We start from the raw sequence: 13,641 nt of genomic DNA on the forward strand, positions 1-13,641 counted from the left end.
TCCATAAGGTATGGAAACACTCTAGAGATCGTGCCCCGAATATGAGCAGTTGAAGGATTTGTTGCAGAGCGGGAAATCGGCGACGATGTTTCCTTCGATCGCAGCTTCCAGAAGCGGCCACTGGAACCACGACGGATCGCGCAGATGGCATCGCTCGACGACGCCTGAAGCGCCGAGTTTCGCCCATACGAAAATATCGCCGCGGAATCCCTCGACGAGCGCGGCGCCTTCGCGGGTTTCGCCGCAGGACGACGCCTCGGCGCGGATCTCCCCCGACGGCAGGCGATCGAGGATCTGTTCGATGAGCGGCAGCGACGCGCGGATTTCATCAAAACGCACCCAGATGCGCCCGTCGACGTCTCCCGTGGTCGAAGCTCCGAATTTGAAGTTCAGCTCGTCATAGGGCGCATAGCCGGGAAGGCGCCTTGCGTCGAAGGCGCGGCCCGAGGCGCGGCCGACAAAGCCGCCGCAGGCGTATTGACGCGCGAGTTCGGGCCGCACGAATCCCGCGCCGACCGTGCGATCCTGCAGTGAGGTGGTGTCGCCGTAAAGCCGCACGAAATTGGGAACCAGCCTTTCGGCGGTCTTCAGGAAAGCGCGCAGGGCCTCGACGCCTTCCTCGGACAGATCTGCGGCGACGCCACCCGGAACGATACGGTCCATCATCAGACGATGGCCGAAACAGACCTGCGCCGCGCGCAGTATATGCTCGCGCATGACCCCGCAATGCGCGTGCATCAGAGAAAAGGAAGCGTCGTTGCAGATCGCGCCGATGTCGCCGAAATGATTGGCGAGGCGTTCGAGCTCCGCCATCAGCGCGCGCAGCCACACGGCGCGCCGCGGAACTTCCATTTCGAGCGCCGCCTCGACAGCCCGGGCGAAGGCGAGCGCATAAGCCACCGTGCTGTCGCCGGAAACGCGCCCCGCGAGGCGCGCCGCTCGCTCCAGCGTAGCCCCCGCCATCAATCGCTCGATCCCCTTGTGGACATAGCCCAGGCGTTCTTCCAGCCGGACGACGGTCTCGCCGTTGGCGGAAAAGCGAAAATGTCCCGGCTCGATGATGCCGGCATGGACCGGGCCTACGGGAATCTGGTGCAGCGGCGCTCCTTCCGCCGGCAAAAAGGCGTAAGCGTCGCCGGAAGGTTCGGAATTTTCTGAGCTGCGTCCTGGATGACGCAGGCCCCAGCGGCCATGATCGAGCCAGCGGCGCCGATCGGGCAGTCCCTGGGCGGCGAGGCCGTAAATGTCCCCTATGGCGCGCTCGAGCCTCATGGCGGGCGGATGCAGATGCGCGACCGAGGGGAACCGTCCCTCGGGACAATCGATGCTGAGCAGACCGATCTGCGAGGTTTCATGGTCCAATATGGCCATATGAACCTCGGCGCCGTCGCTCCAGAGGCCCAGCATGTCGCCCCGCCCTTTGCCGAGCTCGCGGGCGGCGCGCAGCCAGACGCTGTGATCGACGACATGGCGCGGCCAGGGCCGGCAGGCCCGCGCCTCCCGCCCTCTCAACATCGTCTCGCGCAACGACATCATGTCCCCGACGCCCCTTTCCCGACTATCCCAAGAACCGCGCGACATTCTGAAACCAGTCCACGAGCTGCGGGGGCAGCCAGAGTCCCGCGAGCAGCACCAGCGACAGATGAGCGAACAAGGGAATCACCGAGGCTTGCGCCTTCCCGGCGTTCTCCGTGGGCTCGCCGAACGCCATTTCCGTGAGGCGCAACAGCAGCGCGCCGAAAGCGACCAGCAGCCCCAACGCCAGAGGAACGGCGAGCAGGGGCTGCCGCGCAAAGGTCGACGAGACGATGAGGAACTCGCTTGTGAAAATGCCGAGCGGCGGTAGCCCCGCGATGGCCGCGACGCCCGCGACCAGCCCCCACCCGATCACGGGATGGCTTACCGTAAGGCCGGAGATGCGAGCGATCTTCTGCGTGCCCTTCACCTGGGCGACATGGCCCACGGCGAAAAAAATGGCGGATTTGGTGAGGCTGTGCATGGTCATGTGCAGCAGGCCGGCGAAATTGGCGAGCGGCCCGCCCATGCCGAAAGCAAAGGCGATGACGCCCATGTGCTCGATCGAGGAATAGGCGAACAGCCGTTTGATGTCGTCGCGCCTGTAGAGCATGAAGGCGGCGAAGATCAGCGAGACGAGGCCGAGCGTCGCCATCAGCGGGCCGGGAGAAATGGCGCCGGCGTTGGCCGCGAGCAGCATCTTGAAACGCAGCACGGCGTATAGGGCGACATTGAGCAGCAGGCCAGACAGCACCGCCGAGATCGGCGTCGGCCCCTCGGCGTGGGCGTCGGGCAGCCAGGCGTGCATCGGCGCGAGGCCCACTTTGGTTCCATAGCCCAGCATGAGAAAAACGAAGGCGACATTGAGCAGGCGCGGGCTGAACCGCGCCGCATGCTGCATCAGCGAGGTCCAGACCATGGCGTCGGAGCCCTCGCCGAGCGCGGGCTGCGCCGACATATAGACCAGGATGGTGCCGAACAGAGCGAGCGCGATTCCGACGCTGCCGAGAATGAAATACTTCCACGCCGCCTCGAGCGCCTCCGGCGTGCGATAGATGCCGACCATCATCACCGTGGTCAGCGTCGCGATCTCGACCGCCACCCACATCAGCCCGATGTTGTCGGCGAGCAAAGCCAGATTCATCGCGAACATCAGCGCCTGATAAATGGCGTGGTAAAAGCGCACATTGACGGCGGAAAGCTTTCCCGTTTCGATCTCGTGCTCGATGTAGCTGGCGCTGAAGACGCTGGTGGTGAATCCGATGAAGGTCGAGAGGACGATGAAGACGATGTTGAGGTCGTCGACGAAGAGATAGCCGCCGCTCGCAGGCCGATGGACGAGGAGCGACGCTGCGCAAAGAAAAGAGAGCGCGGAAGCCGCGACATTGATTTGAGAGGCGACGCGATAGCCGGACAAAGCCGCCAGGGCCAGGGCCGTGAAGCCGGGGATGGCGAGCAGCAAGGCCGTGGCGTCGATATCGGCCAGCGTCATTTCGTGCTCCCGCGCACGCGGTCGAGCTCCTGCACGTCCACCGTATCGAAGCGCTCCCGGATGCGGAACAGGAAGATGCCGATCACGATGAAGGCGATCAGCACCGAAAAGGCGACGCTGATCTCCACGACGAGCGGCATGCCCTTGGCGCCGGTGGCGGCGAGTATGAGCCCGTTTTCGAGCGACATGAAGCCGATGATCTGGCTGACCGCGTTGCGCCGCGTCACCATCATCAAAAGCCCGAGCAGCACGACCGAAAGCGCAAAGGCGATGTCCTCGCGGGCCAGCGGATCTGCGGCGGCGGTCGCGGGCAGCACGACGGCGAGTGAAAGCGCGACGAGAGCGATCCCGAGGAGCATGGTGGGGCCGATCCCGCCCACCACCTCGATCTCGCGGTGTATTCCCATGCGCTCTATCATGTTTTGCAGGCTGATGGGTATGATCACGGCTTTGAACAGAACTGCGATCCCGGCGGTTATGTAGAGATGCGGAGCGTTCTGGGCATAGGCCTGCCAGCCGACGGAGAGGGAAAGCACCACCGCATGCATTGTGAAGACGTTGATGAGGCCGGTCATGCGGTCCTGATAGAGCAGCACGAAGCTCATCAGCACGAGACTGCCCGCAAAAAGATGCGCAACGTCGAAATAAAGCCGTTCCATCACAGGCTCCTTGAAACGAAGAGCAGCAGGGTCCCGAGCAGGCCGAGCATCAGCGCCGCGCCCAGGAAATCGGGAACCCGGAACACGCGCATCTTGGCGGTGGAAATCTCGAAAAAGGCCAGCAGGAAGCCCCCGACGGCCATTTTGGCGACATAGGCCAGCGCGCCCAACCCCAGGGCTCTCGCCCCGGCGCCGGCCGGGGCCATGCCCCAGGGCGCGAAGATGCAGGCGATCATCGAGAGGTAGAGCAGAAGCTTCAGCGCCGAGGCGAGTTCGATCATCGCGAGATGGCGCCCGGAATATTCGAGAACCATCGCCTCGTGCACCATGGTCAGTTCGAGATGCGTCGCTGGATTGTCGACCGGAATGCGCCCGTTCTCGGCGATGGCGACGATCGCGAGGGCGATCAGCGCGAGGCCGAAGGAGACGCGCAGCTCGTAATGGGACAGAGTGCTCGCCGCGATCTCGGAGAGCTGGGTCGAACCCGCGATCAGGGACACGGTGAAAACGATCATGATGGTCGCCGGCTCGGCGAAAGAGGCGAACATCGTCTCCCGGCTGGAACCGATGCCGCCGAAGCTCGTCCCGACGTCCATGCCGGCGAGCGCGAGAAAGAATCTGGCGCTGCCGAGCAGAGCCGCGATCGCGATGAGATCGCCGGACCAGCTGAACATCAGGCCGGTCGCGAAGGTCGGTATCAGCGCGGCGGCGACCCATGTCGCGGCGAAGATCAGATAGGGCGCCGATCGAAACAGCCATGACGCGTTTTCCGCGAGGACGGTTTCCTTGCGCAGGAGACGAAGCAGATCGCGATAGGGCTGGAAGAGGGAGGGACCGCGCCGCCGCAGCAGCCGCGCCTTGGCCTTGCGCGTGAGGCCGACGAGAAGCGGCGACAACGCGAGAACGAGACCCATCTGCGCGCCCTGGGCCGCTATTTCCAAGATCATTGCCATATCGCCACCACCAGCAGCAGCAGGACGAGAGCCGCAAAAACGAGGCCGAGATAACCCTGGATGGTTAGGTAATGCGCCCGGTTGAGAAAATCGGCGATATAACCGACGCCCCGCGAGACCGGCATGTAGAAGCCGTCGAACAGGCGGTCGCGGATCTCGAGGCCGAACCGCGCCGGCCGCGTATCGCCGGGAGCCGGCATGTCGAGATGCTCGCGCGCGACGAACACAATGTCGCCGAGGGCGCGGCGGACGGGCTGTGAGAAGCTGCTCGCGGTGTATTGCGTGGCCGGGCTCTGCTCCGGGAAGCCGCAGTCCCAGGCCGGACCGCGACGCATTTTTCGCGAGGCGAGAACGTGAACCAGCCAGGCGGCGAGCGCGGCCGACGCGGCGATGAAGACCGCCAGAAGCAAGCCGTTATAGGAACTGCGGCTCTCCGCGATCGGCGCTATCGACAGCCAGGGGATTTCCTCCTGGGCCGGCATCCGTCCTCCGACGAAGAGGCGCGCGGCGGGAGAGATCGTATCGATCATATAGCTCGGCAGCACGCCGGCGAGCAGGCACAGCGCCAAAAGGAACGACATCGCCGAGCGCGACCAGGGATCGACTTCGCGCGCGGCGGCCGCGGCTTCCGACCGGGCGCGACCCAGGAAGGCGACGCCGTAAGCACGCACGAAACAGCCGGCCGTCAGGGCGGCGCTCAGGGCGAGAGTCGCGCCGACCGCGGGCACGACCAGCTTCAGGCTCCATTGCGGCAGCGACGGGCTGAGCAATATCGCCTGGAAAATCATCCACTCCGAGACGAAGCCGTTGAACGGCGGCAAGGCCGAAATCGCCATCGCGGCCCCGAGCATGACGAAAGCGGTCTGCGGCATTCTATGGATCAGGCCGCCGAGCCGCTCGATGTCGCGCTCCCCGGCGCCGGTCAGCACCGCCCCGGCGCCGAAGAAAAGAATGCTTTTGAACAGGGAATGATTGAAGGCGTGGAACAGCGCCGCCGTGAAGGCCAGCGCCGCCGGCAGCGCCATACCGTTGGCCTTGAACGCCAGAGCGAGACCGAGCGCGATGAAGATGACGCCGATGTTCTCGATAGTGCTGTAGGCGAGAAGCTTTTTCAGATCGCTTTGGATCGTGGCGAACAGAATGCCGAGGGCGGCGGTGGCGGCGCCGAGCGTCATCGGCCCTATGCCCCACCAGAAAGCAGGCGGACCCAAAAGATCGAAAACGATGCGGATGAAGCCGTAGACCGCCACCTTGGTCATGGCGCCGCTCATCAGCGCGGACACATGGCTCGGCGCCGCGGGGTGAGCGAGAGGCAGCCAGATATGGACGGGCGCCAGTCCCGCCTTGGACCCCGCCCCGAGCAGCGCGAGGCCGAGGACGAGACCCGCCTTCCATGGCTCATGCTGCGCGGCGCGGATCGAAGCGAAGGAATATTCCCCGCTGGCGCCCGCGAGCAGCCCAAAGCCTAAAAGCAGCGACAGCGCCCCGAAACTCGCCATGACCAGATAGATGAAAGCCGCACGGCGGTTCTCGGCGTCTTCGTGATGGGCCAGGACGAGGGCCCAGGACGAAAGCGACATGAATTCCCAGGCGACCAGAAAGCTGAAGGCGTCGTCCGCCAGGGCCACGAGATTCATGCCGGCGAGAAAAACCGGGAAGAACGGCAATATGCGCGAGGGATGCTTTTCATGCGCGCCATAGCCTATCGCGTAGAAACTCGCCGCCGCGCCAGCGAGATTGACGATCGCGAGAAAGAAGGCGCTGAGAACATCGAGGCGAAAATGCGCGCCGACCCAGGGGATTCCCATCGGCAGAGCGACCGTCAGCGCCGCCGCGCCGCGGGGCATGACCGCTGCGGCGAATATCGTGAGGCAGATGCCGAAACAAAGCCCATAGACGAGTCGCGTGGCGTCGATGCGCCTGCCGGCGAGAGCTGCGGCGAGCCCCCCCGCTCCGAGCAGCGCGGCGACGCTCCACAAGACGATGGTCAAGGGCATTGCCTGGCTCCCCTCGAGCGAATTTTGCAATCAAGCCGGACTTCCCGAACGAGAATTCGCCCGGTCGACGATCTGGCGCTGTTTCTCGATCGCTCGCGCGAGGCTGAGCGAAAAGCGCGTCCGCAGTTCCACGAAGCGCCGTGCAAGGCTTCATTCCTCTCCGCGCGCGGACCGGGCCGCCGAAGCGTTTTTCAACCGGACGCCGCGACCGCCGCCGTGGCTGATCGCCCCCTCGTTGATCAGCTCCAGACCTAAGCTTTCGAGCGCAGCGATCAATTTGGTCAGCGAGTCCACGTTTCCGCGCACGACATCTTCGCTCGTCTCCATCCGCTGGATGGTGGGGAGCGAGAGCCCGGAAAGCTCGGCCAGCTTGCGCTGATCCACGCCGACCAACGCGCGCGCCGCTCGAAGCTGGGCGGCTGTGATCATGTCAGGGACTTCAGTTTCGTGGTCTATACCATTAATAATGACGCTTAATACTTCATTCATCATGGCGCAAGGTAAATTGCGGGCCAAAGGGCGCTCGACCGGCCAAACCTCGATCGCAGGAATCTCAGGCCGAGGCCCTCGCCGGGCTGAGCGCCCACACGACGACGAGGATCGCAACGACGATCACGGCGGGCGCCACGGCGAGCCAGCTACCCATGGCCGCGAGCGCGCCGACGCCGGCCCAGCCGTTCGAGGATATCGCCTCGGCGAAAGTAGCGATGCGCGAGGAGGTCTGGCGCCGGCGGAAATGGCTGCGTTTGGCCTGGGCGCGGAACCAATACTGGATCGCCGTGGCGGAGCCTGCGGCGAGGATCACGCCGGCCATCGAGACCAGCGCCGCGCGAAGCGAGACGGTCGCCAGCATCAGAACCAGAGGAATGAACACCGCGCCGATTCCGACGAGGACCGCCTCGGCCTTGGCCCGCAGCACATGGCTGGCCGCCACGGGAGCGGTGGCGATGAGCTCCGGCGCGTCTTCGCCGGAGACCGCGAGCCAGGCGAGACCGCCGCCCAGCTGTCCGGCCGACATGATCAGGACCGGCGCGAGAAAGGTCGCGACGCCGCTTTCGCTGAAGAAACTGCGCCACAGCAGAAACGCCGCCGGCAACAGATAGAGCAGCTGCATGAGGGTCTGGGACATCAGCCAGGGGTCGCGCAGCAGCAGCGTCCACTCCTTGCGGCGCAGCGCCTGCGCCGGCGACGAACTACCGAAACGCTCCGAGCGACGGTGTTTCTTGCTCACGGCGAAGGAGGCCCCGCCGGCGGCGATCGCAAGCTCGCCGAAGCGCGGCGCGAAAACCGCGATCACGGCGCCGAGCGCGGTCGCGCCGACGCCCAGCAGCAGGGCGAGCGCCGCGGGATCGCCGAAAGCGGCGCGGGCGGGCCACAACAAGGCGCTGTCGGGCTCCAGCGCCAGCCGCTCCAGCACGGCGAAGCGCGGGGCGGCGATCGTGCCGAAGGAGACGATCGCGGCGAATTGAAGCCCGATCGCGAAAGCCGCGCCGATCACGGCTGCGACGATCTGCGAGATCAGCCGGGTGCGCCTCGCCCCGATGGCGACGAACAAGGCCCCGACGATCACGATGGCGACCGCGGCGGCGAGCATGGACAGCGCCGCGGCCACAAGATAGGCGCTCAGCCACCGAGGCCCCGCGAGCCACGCCTGCACATTGATGAAGGGTGCGGCGAAGACCAGCGACATCGAACAGATCGTAGCCGCGATCGCCGCGATGCGAACGGCGAAGAGCCGCGCCGATCGCGCGGGGGACGTCAGGATAAGCTCGAGGTCGCCGCGCGCATAAAAGGCGCGCGTGACCGATTCCATCGCCTGGGAGAGCATCGCGGAAAAGGAGAGCGCCAGCGTCCCGGCGACGAAGACGAGCAGGCCGGCGTCGCTCGCGCCCGGCGCTCGCTCGGAGCGCGACAGCGCCAGATAGGCGACGCCGTGCAGGAAAAGGACGAAAGCGCCAAAGCCCAGAGCCGCGACCCCGACGCGGCGGCGCCTCCCCGCGGTCATCAGCAAGAGCCAATCGCGCCACGCCAGTCGCGCCTCATGCGCGGCGAACCACAGGATGGAGCCGGGAGCGCTCATGCCGCGGCCTGTTCCTGCGCGACGAGAGTGAGGAACGTGTCCTCGAGGCTCGCGTCTCCCGCCCCTGCCCGCAAGCGCAGCTCGTCGAGCCGGCCTTCGGCGATGAGCCTGCCGCTCGCCATGACGCCGATGCGGTCGGCCATGCGTTCGGCGACCTCCAGAATATGGGTGGTCATGATGACGGAGCAGCCTGCGCGCACTTTCTCGCGCAGGACATCCTTGACCACGCGCGATGAGGCGGCGTCGAGGCCCGTGAAGGGCTCGTCGAGGATGATGAGCCTCGGCTCGTGCACGAGAGCGCCGGCGAGCGCCAGTTTCTGGCGCATGCCTTTGGAAAAGGGGCCGCAGCGCTCGTCCGCATGGGGAGCAAGGCCGAGGCAGGAGAGAAGTTCGCGCGCCCGCGTCTCCGCGACGCCCGGATCGACGCCCCACAGGCCTGCGACGAAATCGAGATATTCCATCGGCGTGAACTGGTCGTAGAGCATCGGCTCGTCCGAAACCCAGGCCATGATGCGCTTTGCGCCGATGGGGTCGGCCAACGCGTCGACGCCGAAGATGGAGATGGAACCGCGGTCGGGGGCCTGCAGGCCGGTGACCATGCGCAAGGTGGTGGTCTTGCCGGCGCCGTTGGGCCCCAGCAGCGTGTAGAACTCCCCCCCGAGAACGGTCAGATCGAGACCGTCCACCGCTGGACGCTCGAAAGTTTTGGCCAGCCCGCGGATTTTGAGGGCGAGAGGCGAAGAAATGTCGTTCATGCAGGTGCCCGCTGAAACGCTGAAAAGCCGGAGCGAAGCGGGCGCCGCTTCGCTTAATCGAGCCGCGCCCTGGAGCGATGCGCGGTCGGGATTGACCGAGGTTCAAAAAGCGCCGCGTCCCGTGTATTTTCCGTAAACGAAAAGACATCCGGGCGTGACCGGATTCTCCCGGTAACGCTAATCGTCTTTAACGTTTTTTCCCTCTTCCCCCTGAGCCCTGGTCTCCGGATGGGGTCGGCGGTCCCTTCAGCGCCCATTCGAAGCCGACGCCTATGATCGCCCCGAGCAACGGAGCGAACACATAGATCCAGGTCGCGGAAAAATCCCCGCGGATGATGTCCGGGCCGAGCGAACGCGCGGGATTCATCGAAGCCCCTGTCAGCGCGGCGGCGCACAGCTTGGCGACGGCATTGTATATTCCGATGGCTATTCCCGCGTTCGTGCCGGTGTTGCGCGCGCCCGAAGCTGTGCCGAGAACGGCGTTGACCAGTCCGATCGTCAGCACGGCTTCGACCACGAAAGCCTGCATCGGAGCGACGCCCGGACCGGGAACTGTGGCGCCGAGTTCCCCGAGCGTCCCGAAAGTCAGTTTTATCGTCAGCGCCGCCAGAGCGCCGCCGGCGAGCTGAGCGATCACATAGGCGGGCGTTCTCTTCCAGGGAAAATTGCCCCGCAGCGCAAAGGCGAAAGTAACCGCCGGATTTAGATGCGCGCCGCTGACCGAGCCGAGGAAATAGGTTGCGACCGTGATCACCAGCCCCGAGGCGACTGCCGCGTGAAGGCGCGTCGCCTCGCTCGGGTTCAGGGCGCTGGCGGCGTCGCCGCAGGCGACCGCAAACACCAGCAGATAAGCGCCCCAGAATTCGGCGAAAGCTTTTCGCTACTCGCGCCTCTTTCGCTTCGGCGGGTTTATCGTGACGCATGTCCTGCGCTCGCGTTTGGTTTGCTGAGGACTATTTAATCCTGCGCGCGGAATCGCGAGCGAAGACCGCGGCAAAAGGAGACGAATCTATCCTGCCGCTCGACGAAGAAGCGCTAGTTAATACGGGGAAGCGGAGGGATAGAATGCCGGCTGTCGGAAACAAATCCTGGGCCATAGCGGAAGGCTACATACCCGGCGCGAGCGTCAGCGCCGATCCGGCCCTGGTCTCGCATGAGGCAGCCTGCATTCTCAACGCGGGCGACAGGGACGCGCAGCTTTCGATAACGATCTACTTCGAGAACAGGGAGCCCGCGGGGCCCTATCGCGTGACCGTGGGCGCTCGGCGGACGCTGCATCTTCGTTTCAACGATCTCGTCGATCCCGAAACCATCCCGCGCGATACGCCCTATGCGTCGCTGATTCTGTCCAGCGAGCCGGTCGTCGTCCAGCATACGCGGCTCGATTCGCGCAATCCCAACGTCGCCCTGCTCTCGACCATCGCTTTCTCGTGCGGCTGACGCTAAAGCTCCGCAAGCAGCCATAGAATGACGAGGACCAAAATAATTGCGGCTCCCGCAGCAGCCGCGCGGATGCGCAGCTCCGGCCACATGAATACGCGCGCTGCAGCTTCCGCGTCGAAGGAACCGTGAATGCGATGCAGTTCAGTAATCGGCGCAAACAGATTGTCGCACCTCGTCGGACCGACGGCGACGGCGCGTTCCTGCGCGACATAGGCGTGGCGCGCAAGGAAGCGGTCGAGGAAGGCGGGCGCCGCCATGTCGCCGAGGATCGCGGCGATGGTCGCGCGGCCGAGCCAATATTCCCTGCGGCCCTCCTGCGCCGCCCGGAACACAGCCTCTGCGATGGCTTCGGGTTGATAGACCGGCGCCACGGGACGCGGCTCGCGCCCCATATGGGTGCGCGCCCAATCGAATTGCGGCGTGTTCATCGCGGGCAATTGCACCATCGTCAGCTTTATGCTGCTGCGGTCGCGAAGCAATTCGCAGCGCAGCGAATTGGTGAAGCCGCGAATGGCGTGTTTCGCCCCGCAATAGGCTGATTGCAGCGGTATCGCGCGATAGGCCAGCGCCGATCCGATCTGCAGGATGGTTCCGCTGTTTCGGGGCTTCATGCGGCGCAAGGCCGCCATCGTTCCATGGACATAGCCGAGATAAGTGGCCTCGGTGACGCGGCGAAACTCCTCGGGCGTGATGCGCTCGAAAGGCGAGAACACGGTGAGCATCGCGCAGTTGATCCAGATGTTGATCGGCCCGAGCGCGCGCTCCATTTCGTCAGCCGCCATGAAAACTGCCGCGGCGTCGGCGACGTCGCAGTCCTCGATATGCACGGTGACGCCCGACGAAGCGAATTCGTCTTTGAGCGACGCCAACGCCTGCGCGTCGCGCGCTATGATCCCGACCCGCGCACCGGCCTCAGCGAAGCGATGCGCGAGGGCGCGCCCCAGGCCGGCGGAGCCCCCCGTTATGACCACGGTCGCGTTGATCTGATTGCGCGCGAATGGACCCATGTTCCACCCTCGTTGCGGTTTAAGCCTCGTTGTCGCGAGGCGGCTCGCCCCCCTCGCCGTAAGGCCTTTGCTCTATGCAGCTCCGGTCTCCCGAAAGCGTTTCCCAGCAGGTCTGTCCCTTGCGCCGCCATAGCCGCAGGTCGAATTTCCGCCGCCCCATGGCGAGGCCGAAAAGCTCGAGATCAGGCAGCCACTCGGGCAGATAGGGGTCGATATAGAGCTTGCCCGAGGGAGCGTCGGGCTGAAATCCGACCAGCATCTGCAAAAAGGCGAAAGTCGACCCCGCCGCCCAGGCCTGCGGCACATTGGCTCCGCGATATCTGACCGGAAACTGCATCGGTCCGCGCTCGACGCCGGAATAGAGCTCGGGCATCTGGTGCAGCGAGAAATAGGCCCCGGCGCCGGTCACCGCATGGGCGATGCGCGCGGCTTCTCCGGCGTAGCCGTAACGCCTGAAACCCATTGCGATGACGCCGTTGTCGTGAGGCCAGACCGAGCCTCTCTGGTAGGAATGCGGATTATAGGCGGGATTGTTCGACGACAGGGTGCGCACGCCCCAGCCGCTCCACATGTCGGGCTGCATCAACCGCTGCACGACGCGGCCCGCGCGTTCGGGAGGAACGATCCCCGACCACAGGCAATGGCCAGGGTTGGAGGCGACGGAGGTCACTTTGCGTTTGGCGCCGTCGAGCGCGAAGGCGTAAAAGCCGCTGTCCTCGTCCCAGAAGACCCGGTTGAATCTCTCGAAGAGATCCTTCGCCTTGTCCTGCAGGCGCCGGGCGCGGTCCTCCTGTCCCAGAAAACGATAGACTTCGCCCATCCGCCGCCAGGCGTCGTAGACATAGCCTTGCAGCTCGCAAAGCGCCTTGGGGCCCTTCACCAGCGAGCCGTCGGGGTAGACCACCGAACTGCCGGAATCCTTCCAGCCCTGGTTCTCATAGCCCTTCGGCGAGCGCGTCTCATATTCCTGAAATCCGTCGCCGTCGCGATCGCCGTAGCGGTCGATCCATTCGAGGCAGTTTTCCGCCGTCTCCAGATGATCCTTCAGTATCCGGGCGTCGCCGGTGCAGCGCCAGGCGGTATGGAGCGCAATCAGATAAAGGATGGTCGCGTCGGCCGTGCCGTAATAGGGCGATTGCGGCGCGAGGCCGAGTTGCGCCAGCTCGCCAAGCCGCAGCTCGTGGAGGATTTTGCCCGGTTCGGCGTCGCGGAAATCGTCGCGCTCCTTCGCCTGCAGACGCCCCAGAGCCTTGAGCGCCGCGCGCGCGAAATCCGGGAAGATGATGGCGTTCTGCAACGAGGCGATGAGACTGTCGCGTCCGAATAGGGCGAGATACCAGGGAATGCCCGCGGCGGGCGCAAACAAAAGCCCGCCTTCGTCGCCGATCGGAAAACGCAACGCCGCCATGTCGTCGATCGCCTGCTCGAACAGCTTTGCGAAATTGTCGTTGCTGGTTCGGATTCGCAGAACATTCTCGCGCCACGCCGCGGATCTCTTCCCGATGTCCGACTGGCCGCTGTCTTCGGCGCGGTCGAACGGCGCCTTGAAGGATTTTTCCGCATCGCCCGGTTCATAGAGCAGGCAGCCGCGCCAGCTCGCTTTGGGCGCAAGATCTATCGCGAAGCTGATTCTGCCGCTGGCGTAGACGGCCGAAGGCATGTCCTTCGGCGTGCGGATGACGAGTTCGCGGACGAAATCCTGGTTGCAGTAGCGCGTCTTGAGCATGAATGGCTCTTGCG

At 64.9% G+C, this 13,641-nt stretch carries 11 protein-coding genes and 1 pseudogene; 1 reads left to right on the forward strand and 11 read right to left on the reverse strand.

The features are described 5' to 3' along the window. Window positions 1-21 precede the first annotated feature (21 nt). From H2LOC_RS12960 to H2LOC_RS13000, 9 genes and pseudogenes are all read right to left on the reverse strand, one after another. Window positions 22-1,536, reverse strand: a complete 1,515-nt coding sequence (locus tag H2LOC_RS12960) for a hydrogenase large subunit (protein WP_136496761.1) — start codon at window positions 1,534-1,536, stop codon at window positions 22-24. A 22-nt stretch (window positions 1,537-1,558) separates the two neighbouring features. Then, window positions 1,559-3,007 (reverse strand): hydrogenase 4 subunit F, encoded by a 1,449-nt coding sequence (locus H2LOC_RS12965; protein ID WP_136496762.1) that lies wholly within the window; start codon window positions 3,005-3,007, stop codon window positions 1,559-1,561. After that, window positions 3,004-3,666, reverse strand: a complete 663-nt coding sequence (locus tag H2LOC_RS12970; protein WP_136496763.1) for a hydrogenase-4 component E — start codon at window positions 3,664-3,666, stop codon at window positions 3,004-3,006. Before H2LOC_RS12970 ends, H2LOC_RS12965 begins: the two co-directional genes overlap by 4 nt. Beyond that, window positions 3,666-4,619, reverse strand: a complete 954-nt coding sequence (locus H2LOC_RS12975; RefSeq protein WP_136496764.1) for a respiratory chain complex I subunit 1 family protein — start codon at window positions 4,617-4,619, stop codon at window positions 3,666-3,668. Before H2LOC_RS12975 ends, H2LOC_RS12970 begins: the two co-directional genes overlap by 1 nt. Then, window positions 4,610-6,616 (reverse strand): hydrogenase 4 subunit B, encoded by a 2,007-nt coding sequence (gene hyfB, locus H2LOC_RS12980; protein ID WP_136496765.1) that lies wholly within the window; start codon window positions 6,614-6,616, stop codon window positions 4,610-4,612. The genes H2LOC_RS12975 and hyfB overlap by 10 nt, the downstream gene beginning before the upstream one ends. Before the next feature lie 150 nt (window positions 6,617-6,766). Further along, window positions 6,767-7,045, reverse strand: a complete 279-nt coding sequence (locus tag H2LOC_RS12985) for a helix-turn-helix domain-containing protein (protein ID WP_136497110.1) — start codon at window positions 7,043-7,045, stop codon at window positions 6,767-6,769. Between the two features lie 124 nt (window positions 7,046-7,169). Beyond that, window positions 7,170-8,696 (reverse strand): permease, encoded by a 1,527-nt coding sequence (locus tag H2LOC_RS12990; RefSeq protein ID WP_136496766.1) that lies wholly within the window; start codon window positions 8,694-8,696, stop codon window positions 7,170-7,172. Next, window positions 8,693-9,451, reverse strand: a complete 759-nt coding sequence (locus H2LOC_RS12995) for an ABC transporter ATP-binding protein (protein WP_136496767.1) — start codon at window positions 9,449-9,451, stop codon at window positions 8,693-8,695. Before H2LOC_RS12995 ends, H2LOC_RS12990 begins: the two co-directional genes overlap by 4 nt. A gap of 187 nt (window positions 9,452-9,638) precedes the next feature. Continuing rightward, a pseudogene (locus tag H2LOC_RS13000) lies at window positions 9,639-10,319 on the reverse strand (aquaporin); the annotation flags it as partial. A 197-nt stretch (window positions 10,320-10,516) separates the two neighbouring features. On the opposite strand from H2LOC_RS13000, the gene H2LOC_RS13005 reads away from it, so the two are divergent. After that, window positions 10,517-10,891, forward strand: a complete 375-nt coding sequence (locus H2LOC_RS13005) for a sensory rhodopsin transducer (protein ID WP_136496769.1) — start codon at window positions 10,517-10,519, stop codon at window positions 10,889-10,891. Between the two features lie 2 nt (window positions 10,892-10,893). On the opposite strand, the gene H2LOC_RS13010 is transcribed toward H2LOC_RS13005, so the two are convergent. After that, window positions 10,894-11,901, reverse strand: a complete 1,008-nt coding sequence (locus tag H2LOC_RS13010; RefSeq protein ID WP_136496770.1) for an SDR family oxidoreductase — start codon at window positions 11,899-11,901, stop codon at window positions 10,894-10,896. A gap of 19 nt (window positions 11,902-11,920) precedes the next feature. After that, on the reverse strand, window positions 11,921-13,627 hold the full coding sequence (locus H2LOC_RS13015; RefSeq protein WP_246206826.1) for an amylo-alpha-1,6-glucosidase: 1,707 nt from the start codon (window positions 13,625-13,627) through the stop codon (window positions 11,921-11,923). Window positions 13,628-13,641: the final 14 nt, after the last annotated feature.

This window comes from Methylocystis heyeri (assembly GCF_004802635.2).
GTDB classification, from domain to species: domain Bacteria; phylum Pseudomonadota; class Alphaproteobacteria; order Rhizobiales; family Beijerinckiaceae; genus Methylocystis; species Methylocystis heyeri.

Bases quoted from the DNA above. Each gene is read 5' to 3' on its own strand.
- H2LOC_RS13010 (WP_136496770.1), bottom strand. From the start codon at position 11,901: ATGGGTCCATTCGCGCGCAATCAGATCAACGCGACCGTGGTCATAACG.
- H2LOC_RS12990 (WP_136496766.1), bottom strand. From the start codon at position 8,696: ATGAGCGCTCCCGGCTCCATCCTGTGGTTCGCCGCGCATGAGGCGCGA.
- H2LOC_RS12970 (WP_136496763.1), bottom strand. From the start codon at position 3,666: ATGGAACGGCTTTATTTCGACGTTGCGCATCTTTTTGCGGGCAGTCTC.
- H2LOC_RS13005 (WP_136496769.1), top strand. From the start codon at position 10,517: ATGCCGGCTGTCGGAAACAAATCCTGGGCCATAGCGGAAGGCTACATA.
- H2LOC_RS12985 (WP_136497110.1), bottom strand. From the start codon at position 7,045: ATGATCACAGCCGCCCAGCTTCGAGCGGCGCGCGCGTTGGTCGGCGTG.
- H2LOC_RS12960 (WP_136496761.1), bottom strand. From the start codon at position 1,536: ATGATGTCGTTGCGCGAGACGATGTTGAGAGGGCGGGAGGCGCGGGCC.
- H2LOC_RS12975 (WP_136496764.1), bottom strand. From the start codon at position 4,619: ATGGCAATGATCTTGGAAATAGCGGCCCAGGGCGCGCAGATGGGTCTC.
- H2LOC_RS12995 (WP_136496767.1), bottom strand. From the start codon at position 9,451: ATGAACGACATTTCTTCGCCTCTCGCCCTCAAAATCCGCGGGCTGGCC.
- H2LOC_RS13015 (WP_246206826.1), bottom strand. From the start codon at position 13,627: ATGCTCAAGACGCGCTACTGCAACCAGGATTTCGTCCGCGAACTCGTC.
- hyfB (WP_136496765.1), bottom strand. From the start codon at position 6,616: ATGCCCTTGACCATCGTCTTGTGGAGCGTCGCCGCGCTGCTCGGAGCG.
- H2LOC_RS12965 (WP_136496762.1), bottom strand. From the start codon at position 3,007: ATGACGCTGGCCGATATCGACGCCACGGCCTTGCTGCTCGCCATCCCC.